We start from the raw sequence: 26043 nt of genomic DNA on the forward strand, positions 1-26043 counted from the left end.
CGACCTATACTCGGGCCTACCGTCCACCGCCGGGCGGGCCCGACACCACCCAAGGAGCAACGTGGCTCACGTGCATTCGGCCTTCATCCGTTCCGTCTCCGATCGCGTGCGGGAACGTCTCGACGACGAGGTCGCCGACACCTTCGAGCGCTGCTTCGAGAACACCCTCGGCACGACGCTCACGGCGATGCCCGACGGGACGCTCTTCATGCTCACGGGCGACATCCCCGCCATGTGGCTGCGCGACTCCACGGCACAGCTCGCGCCCTACCTGCACTTCGCCGCCGAGGACACCGCGATCTCCGACATGATCGCCGCCGTCTCGAGGAGACAGATCGCCTTCGTCCTCATCGACCCGTACGCCAACGCCTTCAATGCCGCGGCCAACGGCAACGGCCACCAGGACGACCTCACGGACGGCTCGCCCTGGGTGTGGGAGCGCAAGTACGAGGTCGACTCGCTCTGCTACCCGATCCAGCTCGCGCACGACCTGTGGACGGTGAGCGGTCGGACGGATCATCTCGGGGCGGACTTCGCCGAGGCCGCACGCCGGATCATCGAGCTGTGGCGTGTCGAGCAGGATCACGAGTCGGCATCGCCGTACCGGTTCCAGCGGTTCGACTGCCCGTCGAGCGACACGCTCGTGCGCGACGGCCGCGGCCCCGAGACGGTGCCGACCGGCATGACGTGGTCGGCGTTCCGCCCGAGCGACGACGCGTGCGCATACGGCTACAACGTCCCCGGCAACATGTTCGCCGCGGTCGAGCTCGGCCACATCGCCGAGATCGCCGAGAGCGTGCTCGCCGATCCGGAGCTCGCCCGCACCGCGCGCGACCTGCGGGACGACATCGAGCGCGGGGTCGCTGCGCACGGTCTGGTCGTCGACTCCGAGCACGGCGAGCTGTACGCCTACGAGGTCGACGGTCGCGGCGGAACGCTGCTCCTCGACGACGCGAACGTGCCGAGTCTGCTCTCCCTGCCGCTCATCGGGTGGTGTCGGCCGGACGACGACCGGTATCTCGCGACCCGCCGCTTCATCCTCAGCGACGCGAACCCGACGTTCGTCCGCGGTGTCCTGCCGGACGGCGGCGACGTGCGCGGCCTGGGCAGCCCGCACACGCCCGCCGGTCACATCTGGCCCATCGGCCTCTGCATCGAGGGGCTCACGACCTCCGACGAGGAGGAGCGGAGCCGCATCCTGCGGCTGCTCCTCGACACCGACGCCGGCACCGGGCTCATGCACGAGTCGTTCCTCGCGACCGACCCCCAGACGTTCACGCGCGAGTGGTTCTCGTGGGCGAACGCGATGTTCTGCGAGTTCGTGCTCGACCTCGCGGGTCTGCGCGTGCTGACCCGCGGCGCCGTCGCCGGGGCGCGGCGGTCATGAGCGCGTCGACCGCCGTGCGGCCGAGCTCGGCCGAACAGGCACCCGCCCCTCGTCGTGCGCACCGCCCCGGCAACCCGTCGGCCCGGCAGATGACCCGGAGCGCCTGGCTGTTCCTGCTGGTGCCGGGTGTGCTCTTCCTCGTCTTCATGGCGCTGCCCATCGCGATCGCGCTCGTGCTGAGCCTGACCGATTACGCCATCGTCGGAGACTTCGACTGGCTCGGCCTGCAGAACTACGCCGAGATCGCCGTCGATCCGTTCTTCTGGATCGCGCTGCGCAACACCGCGTACTACACGGTGCTCTACGTGCCGGCGGGTCTGGTCGTCGCGCTCGGCACGGCCCTGCTCCTCAACCGGCGGCAGCGGGCCGTCCGCATCTTCCGCACGCTCTTCTACATCCCCGTCGTCGCGTCGACGGTGGCGACGGCGACCATCTGGTTCTGGATGCTGAACCCGCAGAACGGCCTCCTCAACGTCGTGCTGAGCTGGTTCGGCATCGACGGCCCCGCGTGGCTCTACGAGTCGCAGTGGGCCATGATCGCGATCGTCATGATGAGCGTGTGGGCCGGCTTCGGCGCCAACATGATCATCTTCCTGGGCGGACTGCAGGGCGTTCCCGGCGAGCTCTACGAGGCCGCTCGTCTCGACGGCGCGAACGCCTGGCAGCAGTTCCGGTACGTCACTCTGCCGTCTCTCACGCGCACGACGTTCCTCGTATCGACGCTGCTGATCATCGGCGCGTTCCAGGTCTTCGACCAGGCCTACGTCCTCACCAAGGGTGGGCCGGGCAACTCCACCGTGACGATGGTCTATTACATCTACAACAAGGGGTTCGGGGCCCTCGAGATGGGCTATGCCTCGGCGCTGTCGTTCATCCTCTTCCTCATCATCCTCGTGTTCTCCCTCGTGAACGCGCGACTCACGAATCGGGGAGGCGTCCGATGACGAACACGCTCAACGGCTCCGTGGACGGCGGCAGCGCCGTCCAGACCGCCCTCGCGGCACGGACGCCGGTCGCGGCGGCTCCGACCGCCCGTCCACGGACGCCGCGGCAGCGCGCGGGGACGGTCGCCTGGTACGTCGGAGTGATCCTCGTCAGCATCGTCACGGTCGCACCGCTCGTCTGGACGATCTCGACGTCGATCAAGCCGGCCTCCGAGATCCTCTCCGGCGCCCTGTCGCTCATCCCCGACAACCCCACGATCGAGAACTACGTCCGGGTGTTCGACGAGGTGCCGTTCGGGCGGTACTTCGTGAACTCGCTCGTGCTCGGCATCGGCGGCGCGGCGACGAACATCTTCTTCGGCGCGCTCGGCGGCTACGCCCTCGCCAAGCTGCGGTTCCGCGGCCGCACGGCGGTGTTCGCGGTCTTCCTGTCGTCGCTCATGATCCCCGGCATCATCACGATGATCCCGTCGTTCCTGATCCTGCGGTCGATCCCGTTCGCGGGAGGAAACGACATCCTGGGGCAGGGCGGCCTCGGTCTCATCAACACCTACTGGGCCGTCATCATCCCGGGCGCCGCGGGCGCGTTCGCGGTCTTCTTCATGAAGCAGTTCTTCGAGACCCTGCCCGACGAGCTCGGCGAGGCGGCGCGCATCGACGGCGCCGGCGAGTTCCGCATCTTCGCGCTCATCTACTTCCCGCTCGCGAAGGCCGGGCTCGCCGTGCTCGGCATCATCAGCTTCCAGGCCGGTTGGAACAACTTCCTGTGGCCGCTCATCGTCCTGAACAGCCAGGACATGATGACGGTCCAGGTCGGGCTCGCGTCGTTCGTCAACAACTACGAGACCGCGTTCGGCCCGCTCATGGCCGGCACCGTGGTCGCGAGCCTGCCCGTGCTGCTCGTGTTCCTCTTCGCCCAGCGATACATCATCGAGGGCGTCGCGCACGTCGGCACCAAGTAGACGACACTCTCCCACCCGCAACCACACCATCCGATCACAGGAGATTCCGATGAAGAACACCGTGCGCTCGCTCGCCCTGCTGGGCGTCGCGACCCTGACCATGACCCTCGCCGCCTGCGGCGGCTCCGACGCCGGCAACGGCGGCGACGGACCCGAGCCCGTCGTCATGTGGGGCTCGTGGTCGGGCGATCAGGTCGCCCAGCTCGAGGCTCAGGCCGCCCGCTTCAACGAGGCGCAGGACGACTACGAGGTCAGTTACGTGCCGCAGGAGCTCGTCGAGGAGAAGCTCCTCACGGCCCTTGCCGGGGGCCAGGTGCCGGACATCGTGCTGTGGGACCGCTATCAGACCTCGCTCTACGCCCCGAAGGGAGCGCTCGCTCCCATCGACGACTTCATCGCCGAGGATTCCGTCGACACCAGCGTCTTCTACGAGCCGGCACTCGGCGAGATGGAGGTCGACGACAAGCTCTACGGCCTTCCCCTGCTCGTCGACAACCGTTCGCTCGTCTACAACCGGGCACTGCTCGACGAAGCCGGCGTCGCGGCGCCGACGAACTGGAACGAGCTCCAGGCGGCAGCCCAGGCGCTGACCAAGCGCGACGGCAGCAAGCTCGTGCAGTCGGGCTTCGACCTGAGCGACCCCGGCCTGTTCAGCATGTACCTCGCGCAAGCGGGCGGTGAGCTGCTCAACGACGACGAGACGAAGACCGCCTTCAACAGCCCGGAGGGCCTCGAGGTGCTCGAGTTCTGGCAGAGCCTGCTCGACGACGGCGTCTACGCACAGGGATTCGGCGATACGGGTGACGCCTTCGCCGAGGGGCGCACCGCGATGAAGCTCGACGGCCCCTGGGCGCTCTCGACGCTCGACAAGGTCGACGGGCTGACCTACGGCGTCGCGCAGCCGCCCGCCGGTCCCGACGGCGACTCCGGCGCGTACATGGGCGGCTTCGGGCTCGTCATCCCCGAGGGCGCCAAGAACGCCGAGGGCGCCTGGGAGTTCATGAAGTGGTGGACGACCGAGGCGGAGAACGGCGTCGCCTTCGGCGAGATCTCCGGCTGGATCCCCGCGAACATCGAGGCCGCGAACGATCCCTACTTCACCGACGACGAGCACTACGCGGCCTTCATCGAGACCATGAACTACGCCGGGGCCCGGCCGAACGTGCAGGGCTTCTCGGACGTCGAGGGCAAGGCGCTGGTGCCTGCTCTCGAGCGGTTCATGTCCGGCGAGATCTCCGCCGAGCAGGCGCTCAAAGACGCGCGGGAGCAGGGCGATCAGATCCTCGCGAAGAACCGATGACGCGACCCTCCCTCGTCTCGGCCCGAGAGGCCGCCGACATCCCCATCCAGAGAGAAGAGCACGCATGACCCGTCCCGCAGCGATCGTCTGGTCGTCCCGAGCGGATGTCGCCCAGGAGAGCCTCGACCACTTCTTCGGCGTCCCCGGCATCCAGTTCCTCGCCAACAGCCACCCGCATGACCGCGGTGACACCGAGGTGTTCAACTACTGGTGGCTGGCGCATGTCATCGACGCCCGCCTCGACGCCTGGCTGCGGACGGGCGACCAGCAGTGGCTTGATGCGGCCGTCGCCGCGCGCGACAACATCGTCGGACGCAACGGCGGCTCGCTGTTCAACGACTACTTCGACGACATGCTCTGGTTCGGCCTCGCGCTCGAACGGCTCCACGCCGCGACGGGCGAGCAGCGCCACCTCGACGACGCCCGTGCGATCTGGGACCACGTCATCGAGCACGGCTGGAATGAGACGCTCGGGTGGAGCCTCGCGTGGCGGAAGCAGCAGCTGGCGTACAAGAACACGCCGGCCAACGGGCCGCTCGTGATCCTCGGCGCGAGGCTGAACGCGCTCGACGCGTCCGGTGACCACCTCGACTACGCCCATCGGGCGTTCGACTGGCTCACGGCGAACCTCGTCGGACCCGACGGGTTCGTCGAGGACGGTGTCAATCGCAACGATGACGGCGCCGTCGACACGCAGTGGCGCTTCACCTACAACCAGGGGCTCTACGCGGGAGCGGCGGTCGAGCTGTTCCGGCTGACGGGCGACCGCGCGTTCCTCGAGCGTGCCGTGCGGACGGCCGTCACCGCCGTCCGCGAGCTGAGCGACGGCTCGGTGTTCCGCGACGAGGGCGACGGCGGCGACGAGGGCCTGTTCAAGGGCGTCTACTACCGCTACCTGGGCGAGGTGCTCGCGGTCCTCGCCGACGAGCCGGGCTTCGCCGACGAGCGGGCGCTGCTCGAGGCGTTCCTGCGGGCGAGCACCGACGAGCTCTGGCGAACCGGCGTCGTCGACGGTCGGCTGCGTCCCGGCAACGACTGGTCGGAGTCGGCGGGGGAGTGGATCCCGTACTCCACCGCTGTCAGCGCGATCTTCGCGATCGAGCAGCGCGCGCGACGGGAGAGCGCCGAGTCCGCGGGTGAGACGGTAGCCGCGGGCCCCGCCGCGGCAGTCGGCTCCGTCGTCGGCGCCTAGGCCCGATCAGCCGCGCCGCCGCGATCCGCTCCGTGCCCGACGGCGCCCCCTCAGTCGCGAGGGGGCGCCGTCGACGCGCCCAGCACGAGCTCGGTGGGCAGCACGACCTTCTCGACCGCCAGGGGGCGCGCGATCTGCTGCTGCAGCGAGGCGATGCCGCGGCCGCCGAGCTCCGTCTGCGCCTGCCGAATGTGGGTGAAGCGGAACAGGCCTGTGTCGAAGAACGCGTCGGGGTGGTCGAAGCAGACGACCGACACGTCGCCCGGGATGCTGAGTCCGAGCCGCGAGCAGGCCTCGCGCAGCATGAGCGCGATGTTGTACTCGGCCGCGACGTAGCCGGTGATGTCGGGATGCTCGCCGACGAAGGCGATGAGCCGCTCGATGTCGTCCTCGACGGTGTCGGTGCTGCCGGGCACCGTCGACTCGAGCGTCTGCAGCTCCGCGCGGTTCTCCAGGGGCAGGTGGTTCATGGCGTGGGCGTGGATGTACCCGTTGCGACGGTCGTCGCTCGACGACACGTGGCTCGACGGTCCTACGAACCCGACGGTGCGGTGCCCGAGCTCGAGCAGGTGCTCCGTCGCCGCGCGTCCCCCGCCGAGGTTGTCGGAGCAGACGGCCGAGACCGGGATGCCGTCGAACAGGCGGTCGAGGATGACGAGCGGGAACCGCCGCGCGACGAGCTCGAGGGCGGCGGGCGGGATGTACTCCGACGAGCTCGGGAGCAGCACGAGCCCCTCGACGCCGGCGTCGACGAGGGAGCGGATGCACGCGTCCTCCTCGGCCAGGTCGCCGCCCGACCGTTTGAAGATGACGTGGGTGTCGGCGCCCGCCGCGGCGAGGATCCCCTCGATGATCTTGTTGCCGAACGTGTCGTCGAAGCTCGTGAGGACGCAGCCCAGCAGGCGGGTCGAGACCTCCGACCCCGCGGCCGGGACGGTCGTCGCGGTCGCGCTCGTCACCACCGTGCCGATGCGCGGACGACGCATGATCATCCCCTCGCTGCGCAGCAGCTCGAGTGCCCGCTTGACCGTGATGGCGCTCACGTCGAACTGCTTGGACAGCTCGGCCTCGGAGGGCAGGCGCTCGCCGACGGGGTAGGTGCCGTTGGTGATCGCCAGACGCAACGATTCGTACACGCGCTTGTACAGCATCCCGATCCTCCTCCGGCTGGAATTCTTATATTTAATCTACAGGGTTGGTGGTCGAAATCCGCCGGTCGTGGCGAGGCTCGCTACGACCGCAGATCCGCGGTCATCTGCACGCGCGGGCCGAGGGCGTCGAGCCCCATGCGCTCCTCGGTCTCGACGAGCATGAGCTCGAACTCCGAACGCGGTTCGGTCACCACGAAGCCGAGGCGCTCGTAGAACGGGGCGTTCCAGGGCACGTCGGCGAAGGTGCGGAGCGACATCCGGTCGTGGCCGCGGTCGCGGGCGAACGTCATCGCCGCCTCGACGAGCTTGCCGCCGTACCCTCGGCGCCCATGCTCGGGCGACACCGACAGCTGTTCGAGGTGAGCGTGGCCGTCGGCCTCGAGCACATGGACGAAACCGGCGATCACGCCGGCGCCGCCCGCACCGCCCTCGCCGACATCGGCGACCAGCAGGAAGCCGGCCTCGTCGGCACGCGACGCGCCGGTCGGCGCCGGCCACCAGGTCGGCGGGTCGAGAAGGTCGCGGAGCAGGGCGTCGGCGTCGTTCTCGATGTCTTCGAGGAGGCTCAGCTCGTCAGGTCTCGGCGGGCGGATGTCGATGGGCACGACCAGATCGTAGCGAGCGGCGGTCAGTCGATGACGAGCCGGTAGCCCATGCCCGACTCCGTCAGCAGATGCTCGGGACGCGCCGGGTCGGCCTCGAGCTTCTTCCGCAGCTGCGAGACGTAGAGCCGCAGGTAACCGGTGTCGTTCACCTGCTCGGTGCCCCACAGCTCCTTCAGCAGGTCCTGCCGCGTCACGAGGGCTCCCGGGCTCCGCGCCAGGAAGTCGAGCATCCGCCATTCCGTGGGGGTGAGATGCACGCGCTCGCCGCCGCGGGTGACGGTCTTGGTCGCCCGATCGATCTCGACGTCGGCGAACCGCACGAGGGCGACGGATGCCGCGCCGCCCGCGCGCCGGGTCAGCGCACGCAGCCGCGCGAGCAGCTCGTCGATCTGGAAGGGCTTGGTGACGTAGTCGTCGGCGCCCGCGTCGAGGGCCGCGACCTTGTCGGCCGACCCGGTGCGACCGGAGACGACGATGATGGGCACCCCGCTCCAGCCGCGTACCGCTTCGATCACGGAGACACCGTCGAGCCGTGGCATCCCCAGGTCGAGGACGATGACGTCGGGATGCTCCGATGCCGCGGCGGCGACCGCGCCGGCTCCGTCGGCCACCGAGACGACGTCGTACCCGTGCGCCGCGAGCGTGATGCGCAGCGCCCGCACGAGCTGCGGGTCGTCGTCGGCGAGGAGGACCTTCACCCCTCGATCCTGCCCTCTTGCGCGGCCGGAGACGCCATGGGCAGCTCGATCACCATGGTGAGGCCGCCTCCCGGAGTCTGCTCGGGCAGGAGCTGACCCTGCATCCCCTCGGTGAAGCCCTTCGACAGCGCCAGCCCCAGCCCGAGGCCGGTCGTGTTGTCGGTGTCGCCCAGCCGTTGGAACGGCGCGAAGACGTCGGCATGACGGTCGGGCGGGATGCCGGGCCCATGGTCGATCACCCGGATCTGCGCGAGCCCGCCCAGCGAGCTCGTGCTGATGCGCGCCGGCGTCCCGGAAGGTGAATGGCGGTGGGCGTTGGCCAGCACGTTGACCATCACGCGCTGCAGCAGCACCGGGTCTGCGAGCACCGGCTCGATCGCGTCGTCGAGGGCCAGCTCGACCGCGGCCGGACCGAGGCCGAGCTCGTCGACGGCGGCGAGCACGGCATCGGCGGTGTCGACCGGCTGCAGCGCGACGGCGAGAGCGCCGGCCTCGATGCGGCTCACGTCGAGCAGGTCGGTCACGAGCGAGGTCAGGGTGCCGAGGCTCTCGTCGGCGGTGGCGAGGAGTTCGTCGCGGTCTGCGTCGTCGAGTGCGGGACCCGCCGCCCGGAGCCCGCCGAGCGCGGCGACGGCGGCGGCGAGGGGGCGCCTCAGGTCATGGCTCGCCGCCGACAGGAGGGCGCTGCGCACCCGGTCGGTCTCGGCGAGCACCGAGGCGGAGCTGGCCGCCCGCTGCAGGTCGGCCTGCTCCATCGCGGCGGCGAGCTGCGCGACGACGACATCCAGCAGCCGTCGCTCCGAGCCGTCGAGCTGCTCCGACTCGCTGCCGTGGAGCTCGAGGACGGCCTCGCGTCCGACATCGACCCGCAGATGACGCTCGTCGCGCACGGGCTCGCCGTCGGCGGCGATGACGGTTCCGTCCGCCGCGACGAGGCGGGCACCCGACATCCCGAACGCCTCGCGCGCCCGCGCGACGAGCGCCGGGATCGAGCCGTCGCCCCGCAGGACGCTTCCGGCGACCGCCGCGAGCAGCTCGGCCTCCGCGGCCGCTCGCCGTGCGGCCCGCGTGCCCCGGGCCGCTCGGTCGACGATCACGCTCACGAGCAGCGCGATCACGACGTAGAGCGCGAGCGCCCACGTGTGCAGGGGGTCGGCGACGGTCACGGTGTAGAGCGGCGCGACGAAGAAGAAGTCGAGGGTCACTCCCGACATCACCGCCGCGAAGACGGCCGGCCACAGTCCGCCGACGAGCGCGACCACGACGACGAGCAGCTGATACGCGAGCACGTCGCTCGTGATCGATTCGGGGCTGCGCAGTGCGACGAGCAGCCAGGTCAGCAGCGGACCGCCGGTCAGCGCCACTACGAAACCGAGCACGCGGCGCCGCACGCTGAGCGCCCCGCCTGCGACGCGGGGCAGGGTGAAGCGGCCGCCGGCCGCGGCGTGAGTCACGACGTGGACGTCGATGTCGCCCGATTCGCGGATGACGGTCGCACCGATTCCGGGACCGCTCAGCGCTGCCGCGAGGCGGCCGCGCCGGCTCACTCCGACGACGAGCTGCGACGCGTTGACCGAGCGGGCGAACTCGACGAGGGCGGCGGGGATGTCGTCGCCGACGACCTGGTGGTAACTGCCGCCCAGCGACTCGACGAGCGCGCGCTGCGCGGCGAGAGCCGCCGGGTCGGCGGTGCGCAGCCCGTCCTGCCCCGAGACGTGCACGGCGAGCAGCTCGCCGCCCGCCGACCGGTCGACGATGCGCGCCCCGCGACGGATGAGCGTCTCGCCCTCGGGCCCGCCGGTGAGAGCGACGACGACGCGCTCGCGCGCCTGCCACGTGCCCCGGATGCCGTGCTCGGCGCGGTAATCCTGCAGGGCGCTGTCGACCTCGTCGGCGAGCCACAGCAGCGCGAGCTCGCGCAGGGCGGTGAGGTTGCCGAGCCGGAAGTAGTTCGAGAGGGCGGCGTCGATGCGCTCGGCGGGATAGACCAGCCCGGCGGCGAGACGATCGCGGAGCGACGGCGGTGCGAGGTCGACGAGCTCGATCGGGTCGGCCGAGCGCACGACGGCATCCGGCACGGTCTCGCGCTGGGCGACGCCCGTGATCTGCTCGACGACGTCTCCGAGCGACTCGATGTGCTGGACGTTGACGGTCGTGACGACGTCGATGCCGGCATCCCGGAGCTCTTCGACGTCCTGCCAGCGCTTCTCGTTGCGCGAGCCGCCGACGTTCGTGTGGGCGAGCTCGTCGACGAGCGCGACGCGCGGAGCCCGGGCCAGCACGGCCTCGAGGTCCATCTCATCGAGGGTGACGCCCCGGTGCTCGAGGCGACGGCGCGGCACGAGCGGCAGGCCGGCGGTCATCGCGGCGGTCGCAGCCCGGCCATGGGTCTCGACGATCGCGACGACGACGTCGACCCCGGCATCCTGCAACCGGCGCCCTTCTTCGAGCATCTCGTATGTCTTGCCCACGCCCGGCGCCGCGCCCAGCAGCACCCGCAGCCGTCCCCGCTTCACGGCATCACCCTAGTTCTCCCCGCCCGCTCGCCCCGCTCGCCCCGCTCGTGTGCGCCGCGATGCAAGGGATCGGGCATGACACCCCGCCGAGAGGCCACGATCCCCGGCGAGCCGCCCCGCACCCCTTGCATCCGCGCCCGGTCGGAAGCTCACGGCGCGAGACCGTCCAGCGCCAGGTTCAGCTCGACGACGTCGACACGCGGCTCGCCCAGGAACCCGAGGTCGCGGCCCGCCGTGTGCGCGGCGACGAGGTCGCGCACCTCCGCCTCGGGCAGCCCGCGCTCGGCAGCCACGCGGGCCACCTGCAGCGCGGCGTAGGCGGGCGAGATGTGCGGGTCGAGGCCCGAGCCCGAGGCGGTGACGGCATCCGCGGGCACGTCGGCGACGTCGATGCCCTCGCGGTCGGCGATCGCCGTGCGGCGCTCCTCGATCGCGGTCACGAGGTCGGCGTTGTTCGGGCCGAGGTTCGACCCGCTCGACGCCGCCGCGTCGTAGCCGTCGCCGGCCGCCGAGGGGCGTGACTGGAAGTACTGCGGCAGCGCTTCGCCGTCGGCATCCGTGAAGGACTGCCCGATGAGCGACGAGCCGACGACCTCGCCCTCCGCATCGCGCAGCAGCGAGCCGTTCGCCTGCGACGGCAGCGCGAGCCCGACCAGTGAGATCAGCAGGGTGTATCCGACGCCGAGGACGAGGGTGAGGACGATCATCGCGCGGACGGCGACGGCGGAGGTGCGCAACGAGGCGCGAGCGGTGGACATGACAGGTCTCCAGGAGGGGGGGGCTCAGAAGCCCGGGATGAGGCTGACGACGAGGTCGATCAGCTTGATGCCGACGAACGGGGCCACGACGCCGCCGAGCCCGTACACGACGAGATTCCGGCTCAGGATCGACGAGGCGCTCGCGGCGCGGTATCTCACGCCGCGCAGCGCGAGCGGGATGAGCACGATGATGACGATCGCGTTGAAGACGATCGCGCTCGTGACGGCGGATGCCGGTGACGACAGCTGCATGATGTTGAGCGCCGCGAGCCCCGGGAACACACCCATGAACATCGCGGGGATGATCGCGAAGTACTTGGCGATGTCGTTCGCGAGCGAGAACGTCGTGAGCGCCCCGCGCGTGATGAGCAGCTGCTTGCCGATGCGGACGATGTCGATGAGCTTCGTCGGATCCGAGTCGAGGTCGACCATGTTGCCGGCCTCCTTCGCCGCCGACGTGCCCGTGTTCATCGCGACACCGACGTCGGCCTGCGCGAGGGCGGGCGCGTCGTTCGTGCCGTCGCCGGTCATCGCGACGAGGTGCCCACCCTCCTGCTCCTTGCGGATGAGGGCGAGCTTGTCTTCGGGCGTCGCCTCGGCGAGGAAGTCGTCGACGCCCGCCTCCTGTGCGATCGCAGCGGCGGTCAGCGGGTTGTCGCCCGTGATCATGACGGTGCGGATGCCCATCGAACGCAGCTCCTCGAAGCGCTCGCGCAGCCCGTCCTTGACGACGTCCTTCAGATGGATGACGCCGAGCAGCGTCCCGGCGCCCGAGGTGTCGAGGGTCGCGACGGCGAGCGGTGTGCCGCCGGACTGCGCGATCGCGTCGGCATGGTGAAGCAGCTCGGCCCGCGCATCGGCCGTCACCGGCCGCGCCGAGGCGTCGAGCCAGGCGAGCACCGATCCCGATGCGCCCTTGCGCACCTGCGTGCCGTCGGGCAGATCGACGCCGCTCATGCGCGTCTGCGCCGTGAAGGCCACCGCCGTCGCGTCGCGCGGCAGCTCGGCTACGACGTGCTGCGCGGCCGCGAGCTCGACGACCGAGGTGCCCTCGGGGGTCGGGTCGGACAGCGAAGAGAGGGATGCCGCGCGCGCGAGCTCGACACCGTCGATCCCGGTAATCGCGACGAACTCCGATGCGCGACGGTTGCCGTAGGTGATCGTGCCGGTCTTGTCGAGCAGCAGCGTCGTCACATCCCCGGCCGCCTCGACCGCGCGTCCCGACATGGCCAGGACGTTCCGCTGCACGAGGCGATCCATCCCCGCGATGCCGATGGCCGACAGCAGCGCGCCGATCGTGGTCGGGATCAGGCAGACCAGCAGCGCAACGAGCACCGGGATGCTGACGGGTGATGCGCTGTACGACGCGATGGGGTTCATCGCCAGCACGACCACGACGAAGACGATCGACAGGCTCGCGAGCAGGATGTTGAGGGCGATCTCGTTCGGGGTGCGCTGCCGTGCGGCGCCCTCGACGAGGGCGATCATCCGGTCGACGAAGGTCTCGCCGGGCTTCGACGTGATCCGCACGACGATGCGGTCGGAGAGCACCCGGGTGCCGCCGGTGACGGCGCTCCGGTCGCCGCCCGACTCGCGGACGACGGGAGCCGATTCGCCGGTGATCGCCGACTCGTCGACCGTCGCGATGCCGTCGACGATGTCGCCGTCGCCCGGGATCAGCTCGCCGGCCTCGACCAGCACGACATCGCCGAGCCGGAGGTCGGCGGAGGGCACTTCCTCGGTCGCGGAGCCGCGGGCCGCGGCATCCGTCCGCTCGTCGTACGAGACCACCCGGCGCGCGGTCGTCGTCGTGCGGGTCTTGCGCAGCGCCTGCGCCTGCGCCTTGCCGCGGCCCTCGGCGACCGACTCCGCCACGTTCGCGAAGAACACGGTGAGCCACAGCCAGACCGCGATCCCCCACGTGAACCCGGCCGGGACGGTCGTGCCGCCCGAGGATTCGGGTCCGCCGAGGAACGGCTCCGCGATCGCGATCGCCGTCGTGAGGGCCGCGCCGACCCAGACGAGGAACATGACGGGGTTCCGCCACTGGGCGGCGGGGTTGAGCTTGCGGAGGGCGCCGGGCATGGCCGCGCCGACCTGCGACAGGCCGAAGGCGCTGCGCCGGCGGGGAGAGCCGGTGGTCGGCGGCGCGACGGGCGACGGGTCGGACGAGGGCCGGGTTTCGGTCAGAGGGGCAGACATCAGGAGAGTCCTTCGGCGAGGGGGCCCAGAGTGAGGACCGGGAAGTAGGTGAGCGCGGTGATGATGACGACCACGCCCGCGAGCAGGCCCGCGAACTGCGGCCGATGCGTCGGCAGGGTGCCGGCGCTGGAGGGGACCGCGTCCTGTGCGGCGAGGGAGCCCGCGAGAGCGAGGACGAGCACGATCGGGACGAACCGGCCGAGCAGCATCGCGACACCCAGGGTCGTGTTGAGCCAGGGGGTATTGGCCGTGAGACCGGCGAACGCGGATCCGTTGTTGTTCGCCGCGGAGGTGAACGCGTAGAGGACCTCGCTCAGGCCGTGGACGCCCGGGTTCCAGATCGAGGTGCCCTCGACATCGGCGCGCACCGCCGGGATGGCGAAGCTCAGCGCCGTTCCGGCGAGCACGAGCATCGGCGTCACGAGGATGTACAGGCTCGCGAGCTTGATCTCGCGCGGCCCGATCTTCTTGCCGAGGTATTCGGGCGTGCGTCCGATCAGCAGGCCCCCGACGAAGACGGCGAGGATCGCGAGCACCAGCATCCCGTACAGGCCCGAGCCGACCCCGCCGGGAGCGATCTCGCCGAGCATCATGTTGAGCATCGGCATCATGCCGCCGAGCGGCGTGAAGCTGTCGTGCATCGCGTTGACCGCGCCGGTCGAGGTGAGCGTCGACGCGCCGCCGAACAGGGCCGACGCGGCGACGCCGAAGCGCGTCTCCTTGCCCTCCATCGCGGCGCCCGCGAGCTGCGTCGCCGTGCCGCCGCCCGATGCCTCGGCCCACGAGCCGAGGGCGATCGAGGCGAGGAAGATCCCGCCCATGACCGCGACGATCGCGTAGCCCTGGCGGTCGTCCCCGACGATGCGGCCGAAGGCGCGCGGCATGGCGAACGGGATGACGAGGAGCAGCAGGATCTCGAACAGGTTGGTCCACGGCGTCGGGTTCTCGAACGGGTGGGCGGAGTTCGCGTTGAAGAACCCGCCGCCGTTCGTGCCGAGCAGCTTGATGGCCTCCTGACTGGCGACCGGTCCGCCCGGGATCGACTGCGCCCCGCCGGCGATCGTCTGCACATCGGTGAAGCCCGCGAAGTTCTGGATCACGCCGCCCGCGAGCAGCACGACCGCCGCGACGATCGCCATCGGCAGGAGGATGCGGCCGAGCCCGCGCACGAGGTCGACCCAGAAGTTGCCGATCGTGCCCGAGCGGCGATAGGCGAACCCGCGCACGAGGGCGATGGCGACGGCCATGCCGACCGCGGCCGAGACGAAGTTCTGCACGGCGAGACCCGCGAACTGCACGGTGTAGCCGAGCGTCGTATCGGGCGAGTACGACTGCCAGTTCGTGTTGGCCACGAACGAGATGGCGGTGTTGAACGCGAGATGCTCGCTCGGTGCGGGCAGGCCGAGGCTGAACGGCAGGATCGGCTGAAGGCGCTGCAGCCCGTAGACGATCACGACCCCTACCAGCGAGAACAGGAGCACGCCGCGGGCGTATGCCTGCCAGGTCTGTTCGGCGCGCGGGTCGACCCCGATCAGGCGATAGACGCCCCGTTCGACGGCGAGGTCGCGCGGCGACGTGTAGACGCGGGCGATGTAGTCGCCGACGGGCCGGTACAGCAGAACGAGGATGAGGACGAGGGTCGCGATCTGCAGCGACGCGAACCCGATCTGCGCGGCATCCACGTCAGAACCGTTCGGGCCGCACGAGGGCGACGACGAGGTAGACGATGGCGGCGACGGCCAGCACCGCCGCGAGGAGCGAGAAGACCATCACAGCTTCTCGACCCCCCGGGCGATGAGGGCGGCGACGGCGAAGAGCGCGAGGATCGCGGCGAGATAGATGAGGTCGAGCACGAGATCCGATGCAACACCCCGTCGGGTGCCGCGCCCGCGGTCCTCACGGAATCCATACGGCCCCGCGCTCGCTCCTCACGCCGCCCTCACGGTTTTGGTGCCAGCTCGGCGCCGGGCTCGTCGCCGGGTGGCGATACATCCGTCGGACGGCCGGTGCTGGTGTCGCCTCGCACCTGCGCCGAGACGACACCAGCACCACCGGTCCTGCAGATGTATCGCCAGGCCGGGTGGCCAGGCGGGGCCTAGCGGCCGGATCAGGGGTGGGGTCAGGGTGCGAGCGGCGAGGACTCGTCGTCGATGACCCCGATGCCGACGGCGTGGTGGCTCGGCTCCTCGTCCTTCGTCTCGGGCGCCTTGGGCTCTTCGCCCGGCTCCTTCGCGACGCTGGGCTCCTCGAGCTCCTCCGTCGAGGGCGTCTCGTCGGGCGCGTGCTGGGCGCCCCCGTGGGCGTGCTCGTCGGCGTGCTCGGCCTCGTTGTCGTGGTGTTCGGTCATGTCGTACTCCCTTCCACCCCCAGCGTGCGCCGATCCGGCCGACCATGTCACCGGCTTGACGTAGCGGCTCGTGTGGCTGAAGCGTGCCGGGAGGGTCCGTCGATAGGGTTCCCGCATGACGTCCCGGACCGGCACCCGCGCGCTGACACTGTTGTTCGCCTTCGTGGCCGTGGTGCTGTGGGCGGGAGCCCTGCTGGCAGCGATGCCCGCCGGCATCAACGACGGGCCGAGCGGCGCCTGTGCGCAGGCCGCGGGCAACCGTCTCGTGTTCGACCTGTCCGTGGTGCCCGAGTCCGTCGCGGCCCACGGTGCCTGGCAGCTCTTCCCCCTCGGCGTCGGATGCCGCTACACGGCGCCCACCGGGGAGTCGGTGTTCGTACCGCCGAGTTTCGGGCCGTCGATCATCGCGCTCCATGCGCTCGCTGTCACCGTCATCCTGGCCGGTGTCGTCGTGAGAGACAGAGGGCGCGAGCCGCGTCGCCGCGACGACCTCCTGCGGGCGTAGGGTCGCGGGATGGACCCGGAAGCGCGACTGCACGAGCGCAAGCGCGAGCTCATCGTGCAGCTCGACCGGCTGGATGCCGACGACGACAGCCTTCGTCACGACCGAGCCGACGCGACCGCCGACGACGAGCACGACCCCGAGGGCTCGACCCTGTCGGGGGAATGGCAGCGCGTCGAGGCGCTGCGCCGCGCGGCACGGGCCGAGCTCGCCGAGGTCGAGGCCTCCCTCGCCCGCGTCGCCGCGGGCACGTATGGCATCTGCGCGAGCTGCGGCCGCGACATCCCGGCCGAGCGCCTCGAGGTGCGCCCCCACGCGACGATGTGCGTCGCCTGCGCTTCGCGCTCGCCGCGCGCGTAGGTGCGACCGCGCCCGCATCCGCCCGAATGTCGGAGAATCACGCGAGATCCGGAGGGATGCGGCATCCCGGTCCGAGTTTCGCGCCGATCTCCGAAGTTCGATCGACGAGGGGTATTGACACTCGCCAACCCGAGTCCTAACGTACAACCAAATGGTTGCACGAAATGAAACCCGGCCGAGCGAGCGAAACGAGCTGAGCGATGACGACATCGACCGTCTCTTCCACGCGCTGGCCGCTGCGACGCGTCGCGACATCCTCCGTCGCACGATCGAGCACGAGCAGTCGGTGTCGGCGCTCGCTGCCGACTACGACATGTCGTTCGCCGCGGTGCAGAAGCACGTCGGCGTCCTCGAGACGGCCGGCCTCATCGTCAAGCGGGCGGAGGGGCGCGAGCGCCTCGTCCGCGCCGACCCTGCCATGATCGCCCACGCCCGGGCCCTGCTCGCCCGCTACGAAGACCTCTGGCGTGCCCGCGTCGACCGGCTCGACGCCCTGCTCGCCGAGCCCGAAGCCTGAACCCCCCCCAGCCCCGCAGCCCGCACCCACCCCCACGCGCACCATCCGTTCGAAGGAGAATCCGATGCCCGTCACCGACATCACCACCGATGCCGACAACCTCACGATGACGCTCGTGGTGGATGTCGCCGCACCCGTCGACCGCCTCTGGCGCGCGTTCACGCAGCCCGCGCAGCTCGAGCGGTTCTGGGGCCCTCCCGGCTGGCCTGCGACCTTCACGCGGTTCGACTTCAGCCCGGGTGGGCGCGCGCAGTACGCCATGGCGAGCCCGCAGGGCGAGAAGTCGCGCGGGACCTGGGAGTTCATCGCGATCGACGAGGGCCGCAGCTTCGAGGTGCTCGACGCGTTCGCCGACGAGAACGGCGAGCCGATGGAGCAATTCCCGGCGATGCGGATGGTGTTCACCTTCGACCCGACCGAGACCGGCTCGCGCCTGACGAACGTCACCTACTTCACGTCCGCCGAGGGCCTCGAGCAGGTCATCGCGATGGGCGCTATCGAGGGCTCGCGCCTCGCGATGGGGCAGCTCGACGCGGTCGTGCAGGACCTCCGCGCCTACGCACAAGGGCAGGGCACCCGCGTCGAACTGCTCGACGACACGCACGTGCGCATCACCCGCTTCATCGAGGGTCCGCGTGAGCTCGTCTGGCGTGCGCACCACGAGACCGAGCTGCTGAAGAAGTGGATGCTGGGCCCCGACGGCTGGACCATGACGGTCGCCGAGCCCGCGGCCCAGGTCGGCAGCACGTATCGCTATGCGTGGGAGCAGGACGGCGCCCCCGAGACGGCGTTCGGTTTCGAAGGCGAGCTGCTGCAGCTCGACGAGCCGCGCCGCGAGGTGACGACCGAACGGATGACGGGAGCCGACGGGCCCGGCACGGTCAACGATCTGCAGCTGTACGAAGAGGCCGGCGCCACTCTCCTCACGCTCCTCATCGAGTATCCCGACAAGGAGACCCGTGACATGATCCTCGCCACCGGCATGGCCGACGGCATGGAGGACTCCTACGCCCGCCTCGAGGCGGAGGTGCTGTCAAAATGATGGGGTGACGGATCCCGTGATCGCCCTGCAGAATCATCCCGGCGACGTGGAGTTCCCCGTCCGTCCGCGACGGCGGTACACGCGGATGCTGGACGCGCGGCGCAAGGCCGACCCCCAGGCGATGCGCAAGCGGGCCCTGCCCGTGACGGCGATCGCGGTTCCCATCGCCATCCTGGGTTTCGTCCTGTCGTACGTGTGGGTGGGCGGCGAGGATTTCGGGAACAATCTGTTCGGTCTCTTCCTGGGTCTGTGCGCGGGCCTGCTCGTCGCCTCGATCGTCCTTGCATCGCGTGACGCCCGCGCGCCGCGTGACGCGCAGCGGCAGTACCTCGCGCTCGCCGCGCGCAGCCCGCTGACACCGCGACGGCAGCAGATCCTGGCGCTCGACGCCGCAAGCGACTTCGCGATGCGCGGCTGGAACTCATCGCTCGCCTTCACGCCGACCTTCGCCGAGCTGCCGCAGGAGCTGCGCGCCAAGCATCGTGACGGGGCCGACGGATCGCCGTGGTTCGCGATGCCGCTGCCGGGCATGCAGCAGCTCCGTGCGGCGCTCGACGAGCAGTTCAAGATCGTCTCGCGCTCCGACGCCGAGCTGCTCGTCGCCGACACCCTGGCGCGCGGCGTGCTGTCCACCCGGTTCGCCGAGGTCGCGAGGAGCGACGCGGCGGAGCACATGATGTCGCGCATCGCGGCGCTCACCGATCTGCCGGTCTTCGACATCCACGACCTCGCCCGCGGCGACGAGGGGAGCGCGCCGCGGCTGCTGCTTGCCGCAGACATCGAGCGCGCGATCGGCGGCGTCCGATACGCCTACGTCGCCGGCTACCTGAGCGCCGACGAAGCGTGGGCGCTGCTCGAGCCGCTGGCGACGCGCGCGTTCACCACGTACCGCGATCGCGACGAGTACTGGCGCGAGGTCGTCATCGCGACGGCGTTCCGCACGGATTCGCTCGAGTCGGTGCAGCGCCAGCGCGAGACGCTCGCCGAGTTGCAGCGATCGGACTGGCCCGCGGCATCCGTCGCCTGGCCCTCGGCCTGACCGGCGACCGGCGACCGGCCCTCGGCCTGCCCGGACGCGACGCGGTTCAGGCCCGGCCGAGACCGTCTTCGAGGGCGACCCAGGCGAGCATCGCGCACTTGACGCGCGCGGAGAACTTCGAGACGCCCGACAGGGCCGCGGCGTCGCCGAAGGTCTCCTCGTCGAGGGGGATGGTGCCGCGCGAGCGCAGCGCCACACGGAAGCCCTCGATGAGCGCGGCCGCGTCGGCCCGCGTCATCCCGTCGCCCTCGACCTCTTCCTCGACCAGCGCGGCGAGCATCGAGGCCGAGGCCTGCGAGATCGAGCAGCCGGTGCCCTCCCACGAGACTTCGGTGATGCGGTCGCCGTCGACGGCGACGCGCAGGGTGATCTCGTCGCCGCAGACCGGGTTCTTCTGGTGCGAGTCGGCGTGCGCCGCGTCGCCGACATCGTGAAGCGGGTTGCCGACCGGGTGCTTCGAGTGGTCGAGGATGAGCTCCTGGTACAGCGAATCGAGCCCGGTCATGCGTGTGCCCCTTCGGCCTCGTCGGTGACGCCGAAGAAGCCGCGGATGCCGCGCACCGCGTCGAGGAACAGGTCGACGTCGTCCTCGGTGTTGTACAGCGCCGTCGAGGCGCGGACGGATGCCGTCATCCCGAACTGCCGGTGCAGCGGAGCGGCGCAGTGGTGCCCGACCCGCACCGCGATGCCCTGGGCGTCGAGGAACTGTCCCGCGTCGTGCGCGTGGACGCCGGTGACGTCGAACGACCACAGGCCGACGCGGTCGGCGCCCGGCGCGTCGCCGAGCAGGCGGACGCCGGGGATCTCGCGGAGGCCCGCGCCCATGCGCTCGGCCAGCGCGACCTCGTGCGCGTGGATGTTCTCGGGTCCGACCCCCTGCAGGTAGCGGACGGCCGCGGCGAGACCGATCGCCGGTCCGACGGCCTGCGTTCCCGCCTCGAACTTCTGCGGAGCCGGCAGGTACTCGGCGTGGTCGAGCGTCACGGTGGTGATCATCGATCCGCCGGTGAGGAACGGCGGCAGCGCGTCGAGCACCTCGGCGCGGCCGTACAGTCCGCCGATCGCGTAGGGGCCGAGCATCTTGTGGCCGCTGAAGACGGCGAGGTCGACGCCGAGCGCCGGGAGGTCGAGCGGCAGGTGCGGGGCCGACTGGCACGCGTCGAGCACGGTCGTGGCTCCCACCGCCTGCGCGAGCGCGACGATCTCGGCGACCGGGTTGACGATGCCGAGCACGTTCGAGACGTGGGTGAAGGCGACGACCCGCGTGCGTTCGCCGATGATGGATGCCGCGGCATCCAGATCGAGCGTGCCGTCCGCACGCGCCGGGATGTGGCGCAGCACCGCGCCGGTGCGCGCGGCGAGCTCCTGCCAGGGGATCAGGTTGGCGTGGTGCTCGATCGCCGTCGTGACGATCTCGTCGCCGGGGGCCAGCGCGTAGGGCGCGGATGCGGGCGCGCCGCGGCCGAGCGTGGCGTTGCCGATCGCGTAGGCGACGAGGTTGAGGCCGGCCGTCGCGCCGCTGGTCCAGACTAGGTGTTCGGGCTGCGCGCCGACGAACCCGGCCACTGCGGCACGGGCGTCTTCGAACAGATCGGTCGCCTCGGCGGCGAGGGTGTGCGCGCCGCGGTGGACGGCGGAGTTGGCGTGCGTCAGGAAGTCGCGTTCGGCGTCGAGGACCGCGGTCGGCTTCTGGCTCGTCGCGGCGGAGTCGAGGTACACGAGCCGGTGCCCGTTGACCTGCTCCGACAGGATCGGGAAGTCGGCGCGCAGGGTCACCGCGTCGAGCGGACTGACGCGCGGCGAAGCGGCGGGAACGGCGGGAGAGCTCACCCCTCTAGGCTACGCCCGCCCCCGCCGGCCCGGCTCGGGCCCGGGCCGGCGGGCGGGATCGCGCGGCTGCGGTGCGCCAACTCCTCATATCCGGGCCGCCCGACCCCGGATCCGGCCTGAGGGGCAGTCGGAGGCGCCGGTTCTGAGGAGTTGGCGTGGACTCGACGCGGAGCTGGCAGCGCCCCGGGCCCGGCTCAGCGCTCGTCGGGCTCGGTGTGGGCCACCAGGCCGTAGGTCGCGGAGGCGCGGCCGGCGCGGTCGTCGCCCGGCATCGGGCGGGAGCGGCGGCCGTAGACGATCTCGGACGAGTCGAGCAGCCACGGCACGAGGGTGATCTGCACGCCGTGCACCATCATGAGCTGCTGCGCGATGCGGCGGGCGCGCCGGTTGTGCAGGAAGGTCTCCCACCAGTGCCCGACGATGTACTGCGGCAGGTAGACCGTCACGACCGACGAGCCGTGTTTCTCGCGGTACTTGCGGATGAACGCCGCGAGGGGAGCGGCGTACTGGCGGTAGGGCGACTCGATGATGACCAGCGGTACCGGCATCCCGTGCACTTCCCAATCGGTCTGCACGTCCTGCGCCGACTCCTTCGACACCGCCACATGCACCGCGATCGTCTTGTCGTGCTTGGCCGACAGGGCGTAGTCCACGGCCTTCGCGACCGGCTTCTGCAGGCGGTTGACCAGCACGAGCGCGACGTCTCCGCTCGACCCGAAGTGCACGTCGTCGTCCATCGCGATCTCGTGCTCGACGTCGCGGTAGTAGCGGCTGACTCCGACCATGAGGAACGCCAGGATCGGGATCGCGATGAACACGAGCCACGCGCCGTGCGTGAACTTCGTCACGGTCACGATGACGAGCACGGCGACGGTGAAGGTGGCGCCGATGCCGTTGATGACGAGACCGCGGCGCGCTTCGGCGCGATCGGCCGATGCCGACGGATGCAGCAGCCGCAGCTCTCGTCGCCAGTGCTTGACCATGCCGACCTGACCGAGCGAGAACGACACGAACACGCCGATGATGTACAGCTGGATGAGCGTCGTCAGGTCGGCCTGGAACACCACGAGAACGAGGATCGCCGCGAGCCCGAGGATGATCATGCCGTTGGAGAAGACGAGCCTGTCGCCGCGGGTGTTGAGCGACTTCGGCGCGTAGCCGTCGCGGGCGAGCACGGCGCCCAGCAGGGGGAACCCGTTGAACGCCGTGTTCGCGGCGAGCAGCAGGACGCACGCGGTCGCCGCCTGGATGATGAAGAACGGGATCGATCCCATGCCGAACGTCGCTGCCGCGATCTGCGCCATGAGGCTCGGCTGCGGTTGGTTGACGCAGTCGAAGCCGACGAGGGCGCAGGGGTCCTCGGCGTAGTGGACGCCCGCGATGAGTCCGAGAGCCGTCAGGCCCGAGAACAGCAGGATGGCGATCGTGCCCATCATGACGAGGGTCTTCTGCGCGTTCGCGATCTTCGGGGCGCGGAAGGCAGGCACACCGTTCGAGACCGCCTCGACACCGGTCAGGGCCGAGCAGCCGCTCGAGAACGCGCGCAGGATGAGCAGGATGAGCGCGACCTGGCTCAGGTTTTCGGCCTCCATCGCGAACTGCGCGCTCGATGCCACGGGGGCGTCGCCGAGGAACGTGCGGACGAGTCCCGTCACCACCATGACCCCGACCGAGCCGATGAAGATGTAGGTCGGCACGGCGAACGCCGACGAGGCCTCGCGCACCCCGCGGAGGTTGACGATGATGATGAGGACGACGAAGCCGACCGCCAGTTCCACCCGCCAGGGGGCGAGACCGGGCAGCGCCGAGATGATGTTGTCGACGCCGGATGCCACCGACACCGCGACCGTCAGGATGTAGTCGACCAGCAGCGCGGCCGCCACCACGACCCCGGCGCGCTCGCCGAGGTTCGTGCGCGCCACCTCGTAGTCGCCGCCGCCCGAGGGGTAGGCCTTGATCAGCTGCCGATAGCTCAGCACGACGACGATGAGCAGGGCCACCACCGCGAGCGCGACCCAGGGGCTGAAGGCGAGCATCGCCGTGCCGCCGATCGCCAGGATCATCAGCAGTTCCTGCGGGGCGTAAGCCACCGACGACAGGGCATCGGACGCGAAGATGGGCAGCGCCCGACGCTTGGGCAGCAGCTGGTCGTCGAGCTTCTCGGAATCGAGCGGGTCGCCGATGAGGATGCGCTTGGCGATGGGCGTCGAATCCTCGCCCGGCTCGCGACTGTCAGTGGTCACGGCGGGCGACATTACGCCTGGCGCGGCATCCTGCGCAATCTCGCCGCGCCGAGCGTCACCAGAGCGTTGTCGAACCGCGGTCTCGTCGTTGTCCGTTGCATCCGCTCGCCGAGCACGGATGCAACGAATCGGTCACGACGCGCGGGGGACGGATGCCGCGCCGCGGCGTGTCGGCGACGATCCCTTGCATCCCCGAACCGGGGCGCGCCGGGTCAGCGACCGGCGCGGAAGGTGTAGGTGACGGTGACCTTGCTGCCCTCGACCGTGACGGCTGCCCCGAAGCGGCGCTGACCGTCCTGGTAGAAGGTGTTGCGGTCGGATCCGAAGACGAACGAGCCGCGCTGGCCCGAGTCGGGGCCGAGCGCCGCGACCTCATCCGCCGACATGTCGAGCTCGACGCCGAAGTCGTCGGTCACGGGGATGTCGATGTCGGAGTCGAACGAGATGAAGGTCGGTGCGGGCACCTCGGCACGCGGACGGTTGCCCTCGCTGAGGAAGACGTCGTACAGGCGGAAGCCCTCCCACGCGTAGATCTTGTACGCGTAGTTCTCGGCGTCGCCGTTCTGGAAGTCCTCCGCCGGCGCCGCGCCGAAGAGCTCGGTGAGAGCCGCCACGGCCGGGGCCGCGTCATCCGCCCACGCGTGGGTGAACGTGGTCGTGCCGCTCTCGTCGGCGATGGTGAACCCGTCCGCGGTCACGGCGACACCCGATGTCGCGGCCGGTGCGCTCGGGCTCTCGGACGGCTGCGGAGTCCCCGACGGCTGCGGGATCGACTGTGTCGCCGGAGCCGTCGGCACCGGGTCGGCCGCGGGCTCCTGCCGCTGCGACTGCTGCGTCAGGTAGATCACGAACACCACCACGACGGCGACCACGAGCAGGCCGGCGATGCTGGAGAGGATGACGAGCAGGCGACGGTCACCGCCGCCGCCGTCGTCGTCGCCCCGCTCCGCCGGACGCGGCGCGAGGGGCTCGTCGGGCCAGCCGGCCATGACGGAGGGCTTCCCCGACGCCTTCTCGCGCTTGGGTCCGGGCTCACGCGACGCGCGGGGCTTCTTCTCGCGCGGCTCACGCGGCTGGCGGGGTTCGCGGGGTTCGCGGGGTTCGCGGGGCGCCTTCTCGCGCTTGGCGCGCTCAGGCTTGGCCGGAGGCTCGTACGGCTCGAAATCGGCGAACGGGTCGTTGGGATCGCTCATCCGAGGAACTCCCGGGCCGCGACGACGAGGTTCTCGACACCGCGCTCGATCGTCGGGTGCATGACGGGCGCGAAGTAGGGGGAGTGGTTGGTGGGGATGTCGCGCTCGACGGTGCCCGCCGCGACGGCATCCGCGAACTTCTGCGGGTCGACGCCGCCCCAGAACCAGAACACGAGGGGGACGCCGGCCTCGCGCGCGAACCATGAGACGTCCTCGCTGCCCGTGAACATGCCGGGATCCACGACGCTGCCCTCGCCGAAGGCACGCTCGAACGCGGACGTCAGCCGCGCCGTGGCGGTGTGGTCGTTGATCGTCGGCGGCAGGGTGTGGTCGGTGGTGATGGTCGGCTCGATCTCGGCGCCGGATGCCGCCGCCTCGGCCCGCACGATGCGTTCCACCTTCGACAGGACGCGCTCGCGGGCCTCGTCGTCGGGGTAACGCAGGCTGAGCTCGAGCTTGGCCTCGGCCGGGATGATGTTGTTCTTCAGGCCGGCGTGGATCGAGCCGACCGTCACGACGGCAACGTCGCGGGGGTCGACCTCGCGCGAGACGATCGTCTGCAGGCGCATCACGGTCGCCGCCGCCATCACGACAGGATCGATCGTGGAGTGCGGGCGCGAGCCGTGTCCGCCGCGGCCGTGCATGACGACGGTGAGTCCGTCAGATGCGGCCATCTGCGTGCCGGGGCGCACGCCGATGACACCGGCGGGCAGAGGGGTCACGTGCTGGCCCAGCACGATGTCGGGCTTCGGGAAGCGGTCGAGCACGCCGTCGGCGATCATCGCCTGCGAGCCGGCGCCGTACTCCTCGGCGGGCTGGAAGACGGCGACCACGGTTCCCGACCACTCATCGCGTGTCGCGATGAGCTGCTCGAGCGCGCCGAGGAGTGCCGTGACGTGCATGTCGTGGCCGCACGCGTGCATGACGGGCACGTCGTTGCCGGCCGGGTCGACGCCGCGCGCCGTCGAGGCGTAGTCGAGGCCCGTCTGCTCGGGCACGGGCAGTCCGTCCATGTCGGCGCGCAGCCACACGACGGGGCCGTCCCCGTTGCGGATCGCGGTCGCGACGCCGGTGCGGCCGACGCCCTCCTCGTACTCGAGGCCGAGCTCGCTCAGCCGGGCCGCGATGACAGCGGCGGTCCGCGTCTCCTGGAACGACAGTTCCGGGTGTCGGTGCAGATCGATGTAGAGGGCGTCGAGGTCCAAGGCCATGCATCGAGCCTACGGGAGGGCGCCTGCGCGCCGCCCGGGGATAT

Annotated in this window: 24 protein-coding genes; 10 read left to right on the forward strand and 14 right to left on the reverse strand. The window is 70.6% G+C overall.

From position 1 onward, the window contains the following. The first annotated feature begins 61 nt into the window (after nucleotides 1-61). From AA0Y20_RS03500 to AA0Y20_RS03520, 5 genes are all read left to right on the forward strand, one after another. Nucleotides 62-1387 (forward strand): glycoside hydrolase family 125 protein, encoded by a 1326-nt coding sequence (locus AA0Y20_RS03500; RefSeq protein ID WP_412937502.1) that lies wholly within the window; start codon nucleotides 62-64, stop codon nucleotides 1385-1387. Beyond that, nucleotides 1384-2331 (forward strand): carbohydrate ABC transporter permease, encoded by a 948-nt coding sequence (locus tag AA0Y20_RS03505; protein ID WP_218125786.1) that lies wholly within the window; start codon nucleotides 1384-1386, stop codon nucleotides 2329-2331. Before AA0Y20_RS03500 ends, AA0Y20_RS03505 begins: the two co-directional genes overlap by 4 nt. Then, nucleotides 2328-3293 carry a carbohydrate ABC transporter permease gene (locus AA0Y20_RS03510; RefSeq protein WP_412937505.1) on the forward strand — a complete coding sequence of 322 codons (966 nt, stop codon included), beginning with the start codon at nucleotides 2328-2330 and terminating at the stop codon, nucleotides 3291-3293. Before AA0Y20_RS03505 ends, AA0Y20_RS03510 begins: the two co-directional genes overlap by 4 nt. 49 nt (nucleotides 3294-3342) lie before the next feature. Next, nucleotides 3343-4593, forward strand: a complete 1251-nt coding sequence (locus AA0Y20_RS03515; protein ID WP_412937506.1) for an ABC transporter substrate-binding protein — start codon at nucleotides 3343-3345, stop codon at nucleotides 4591-4593. 64 nt (nucleotides 4594-4657) lie between these two features. Beyond that, a complete protein-coding gene (locus AA0Y20_RS03520; RefSeq protein WP_412937507.1) occupies nucleotides 4658-5785 on the forward strand; it encodes a glycoside hydrolase family 76 protein in 1128 nt (375 codons plus the stop codon). A 50-nt stretch (nucleotides 5786-5835) separates the two neighbouring features. Here AA0Y20_RS03520 and AA0Y20_RS03525 read toward each other — a convergent pair whose 3' ends face one another. The 9 genes from AA0Y20_RS03525 to AA0Y20_RS03565 all read right to left on the reverse strand — a co-directional run bounded on the left by AA0Y20_RS03525 (nucleotide 5836) and on the right by AA0Y20_RS03565 (nucleotide 16062). Then, nucleotides 5836-6936 carry a GntR family transcriptional regulator gene (locus AA0Y20_RS03525; RefSeq protein ID WP_412937508.1) on the reverse strand — a complete coding sequence of 367 codons (1101 nt, stop codon included), beginning with the start codon at nucleotides 6934-6936 and terminating at the stop codon, nucleotides 5836-5838. Between the two features lie 80 nt (nucleotides 6937-7016). Next, nucleotides 7017-7541 (reverse strand): GNAT family N-acetyltransferase, encoded by a 525-nt coding sequence (locus AA0Y20_RS03530; RefSeq protein WP_412937510.1) that lies wholly within the window; start codon nucleotides 7539-7541, stop codon nucleotides 7017-7019. A gap of 23 nt (nucleotides 7542-7564) precedes the next feature. Further along, nucleotides 7565-8239 carry a response regulator gene (locus AA0Y20_RS03535; protein ID WP_412937511.1) on the reverse strand — a complete coding sequence of 225 codons (675 nt, stop codon included), beginning with the start codon at nucleotides 8237-8239 and terminating at the stop codon, nucleotides 7565-7567. Further along, nucleotides 8236-10755 carry a DUF4118 domain-containing protein gene (locus AA0Y20_RS03540; protein ID WP_412937513.1) on the reverse strand — a complete coding sequence of 840 codons (2520 nt, stop codon included), beginning with the start codon at nucleotides 10753-10755 and terminating at the stop codon, nucleotides 8236-8238. Before AA0Y20_RS03540 ends, AA0Y20_RS03535 begins: the two co-directional genes overlap by 4 nt. A gap of 149 nt (nucleotides 10756-10904) precedes the next feature. After that, a complete protein-coding gene (gene kdpC, locus AA0Y20_RS03545; protein ID WP_412937515.1) occupies nucleotides 10905-11513 on the reverse strand; it encodes a potassium-transporting ATPase subunit KdpC in 609 nt (202 codons plus the stop codon). A gap of 24 nt (nucleotides 11514-11537) precedes the next feature. Further along, nucleotides 11538-13715 (reverse strand): potassium-transporting ATPase subunit KdpB, encoded by a 2178-nt coding sequence (gene kdpB / locus AA0Y20_RS03550; RefSeq protein WP_412937517.1) that lies wholly within the window; start codon nucleotides 13713-13715, stop codon nucleotides 11538-11540. After that, nucleotides 13715-15397, reverse strand: coding sequence for a potassium-transporting ATPase subunit KdpA (kdpA, locus tag AA0Y20_RS03555; RefSeq protein ID WP_412937518.1), 1683 nt, complete (start codon nucleotides 15395-15397; stop codon nucleotides 13715-13717). Before kdpA ends, kdpB begins: the two co-directional genes overlap by 1 nt. Before the next feature lies 1 nt (nucleotide 15398). Then, nucleotides 15399-15485: a K(+)-transporting ATPase subunit F gene (gene kdpF / locus AA0Y20_RS03560; RefSeq protein WP_064955215.1), complete on the reverse strand. Its 87-nt coding sequence runs from the start codon at nucleotides 15483-15485 to the stop codon at nucleotides 15399-15401. 349 nt (nucleotides 15486-15834) lie between these two features. Then, a complete protein-coding gene (locus tag AA0Y20_RS03565) occupies nucleotides 15835-16062 on the reverse strand; it encodes a hypothetical protein (RefSeq protein WP_412937520.1) in 228 nt (75 codons plus the stop codon). Between the two features lie 115 nt (nucleotides 16063-16177). Here AA0Y20_RS03565 and AA0Y20_RS03570 point away from each other — a divergent pair, with 115 nt between their 5' ends. The 5 genes from AA0Y20_RS03570 to AA0Y20_RS03590 all read left to right on the forward strand — a co-directional run bounded on the left by AA0Y20_RS03570 (nucleotide 16178) and on the right by AA0Y20_RS03590 (nucleotide 19522). Further along, nucleotides 16178-16567, forward strand: coding sequence for a hypothetical protein (locus AA0Y20_RS03570; RefSeq protein ID WP_412937522.1), 390 nt, complete (start codon nucleotides 16178-16180; stop codon nucleotides 16565-16567). 9 nt (nucleotides 16568-16576) lie between these two features. Beyond that, a complete protein-coding gene (locus AA0Y20_RS03575; protein WP_412937523.1) occupies nucleotides 16577-16924 on the forward strand; it encodes a TraR/DksA family transcriptional regulator in 348 nt (115 codons plus the stop codon). 151 nt (nucleotides 16925-17075) lie between these two features. Beyond that, entirely contained in the window at nucleotides 17076-17441 is a 366-nt protein-coding gene (locus AA0Y20_RS03580) for an ArsR/SmtB family transcription factor (protein ID WP_412937524.1), read from the forward strand. 64 nt (nucleotides 17442-17505) lie between these two features. Continuing rightward, complete coding sequence (locus tag AA0Y20_RS03585; RefSeq protein WP_412937526.1) at nucleotides 17506-18483, forward strand: SRPBCC family protein; 978 nt, start codon at nucleotides 17506-17508, stop codon at nucleotides 18481-18483. Nucleotides 18484-18487: 4 nt separating this feature from the next. Continuing rightward, entirely contained in the window at nucleotides 18488-19522 is a 1035-nt protein-coding gene (locus tag AA0Y20_RS03590; RefSeq protein ID WP_412937528.1) for a DUF1266 domain-containing protein, read from the forward strand. Between the two features lie 46 nt (nucleotides 19523-19568). Here the strand turns inward: AA0Y20_RS03590 and sufU are convergent, their stop codons facing one another. The 5 genes from sufU to AA0Y20_RS03615 form a co-directional block, all read right to left on the reverse strand. After that, nucleotides 19569-20027, reverse strand: coding sequence for a Fe-S cluster assembly sulfur transfer protein SufU (gene sufU / locus AA0Y20_RS03595; protein WP_412937529.1), 459 nt, complete (start codon nucleotides 20025-20027; stop codon nucleotides 19569-19571). Beyond that, entirely contained in the window at nucleotides 20024-21352 is a 1329-nt protein-coding gene (locus AA0Y20_RS03600) for a SufS family cysteine desulfurase (protein ID WP_412937531.1), read from the reverse strand. The genes sufU and AA0Y20_RS03600 overlap by 4 nt, the downstream gene beginning before the upstream one ends. Before the next feature lie 194 nt (nucleotides 21353-21546). After that, on the reverse strand, nucleotides 21547-23607 hold the full coding sequence (locus tag AA0Y20_RS03605) for an APC family permease (protein ID WP_412937532.1): 2061 nt from the start codon (nucleotides 23605-23607) through the stop codon (nucleotides 21547-21549). A gap of 200 nt (nucleotides 23608-23807) precedes the next feature. Further along, a complete protein-coding gene (locus tag AA0Y20_RS03610; protein WP_412937533.1) occupies nucleotides 23808-24788 on the reverse strand; it encodes a hypothetical protein in 981 nt (326 codons plus the stop codon). Next, complete coding sequence (locus AA0Y20_RS03615; protein WP_412937535.1) at nucleotides 24785-25999, reverse strand: amidohydrolase; 1215 nt, start codon at nucleotides 25997-25999, stop codon at nucleotides 24785-24787. The genes AA0Y20_RS03610 and AA0Y20_RS03615 overlap by 4 nt, the downstream gene beginning before the upstream one ends. Nucleotides 26000-26043 lie beyond the last annotated feature (44 nt).

Source organism: Microbacterium pratiae, from assembly GCF_047302165.1.
GTDB lineage: Bacteria > Actinomycetota > Actinomycetes > Actinomycetales > Microbacteriaceae > Microbacterium.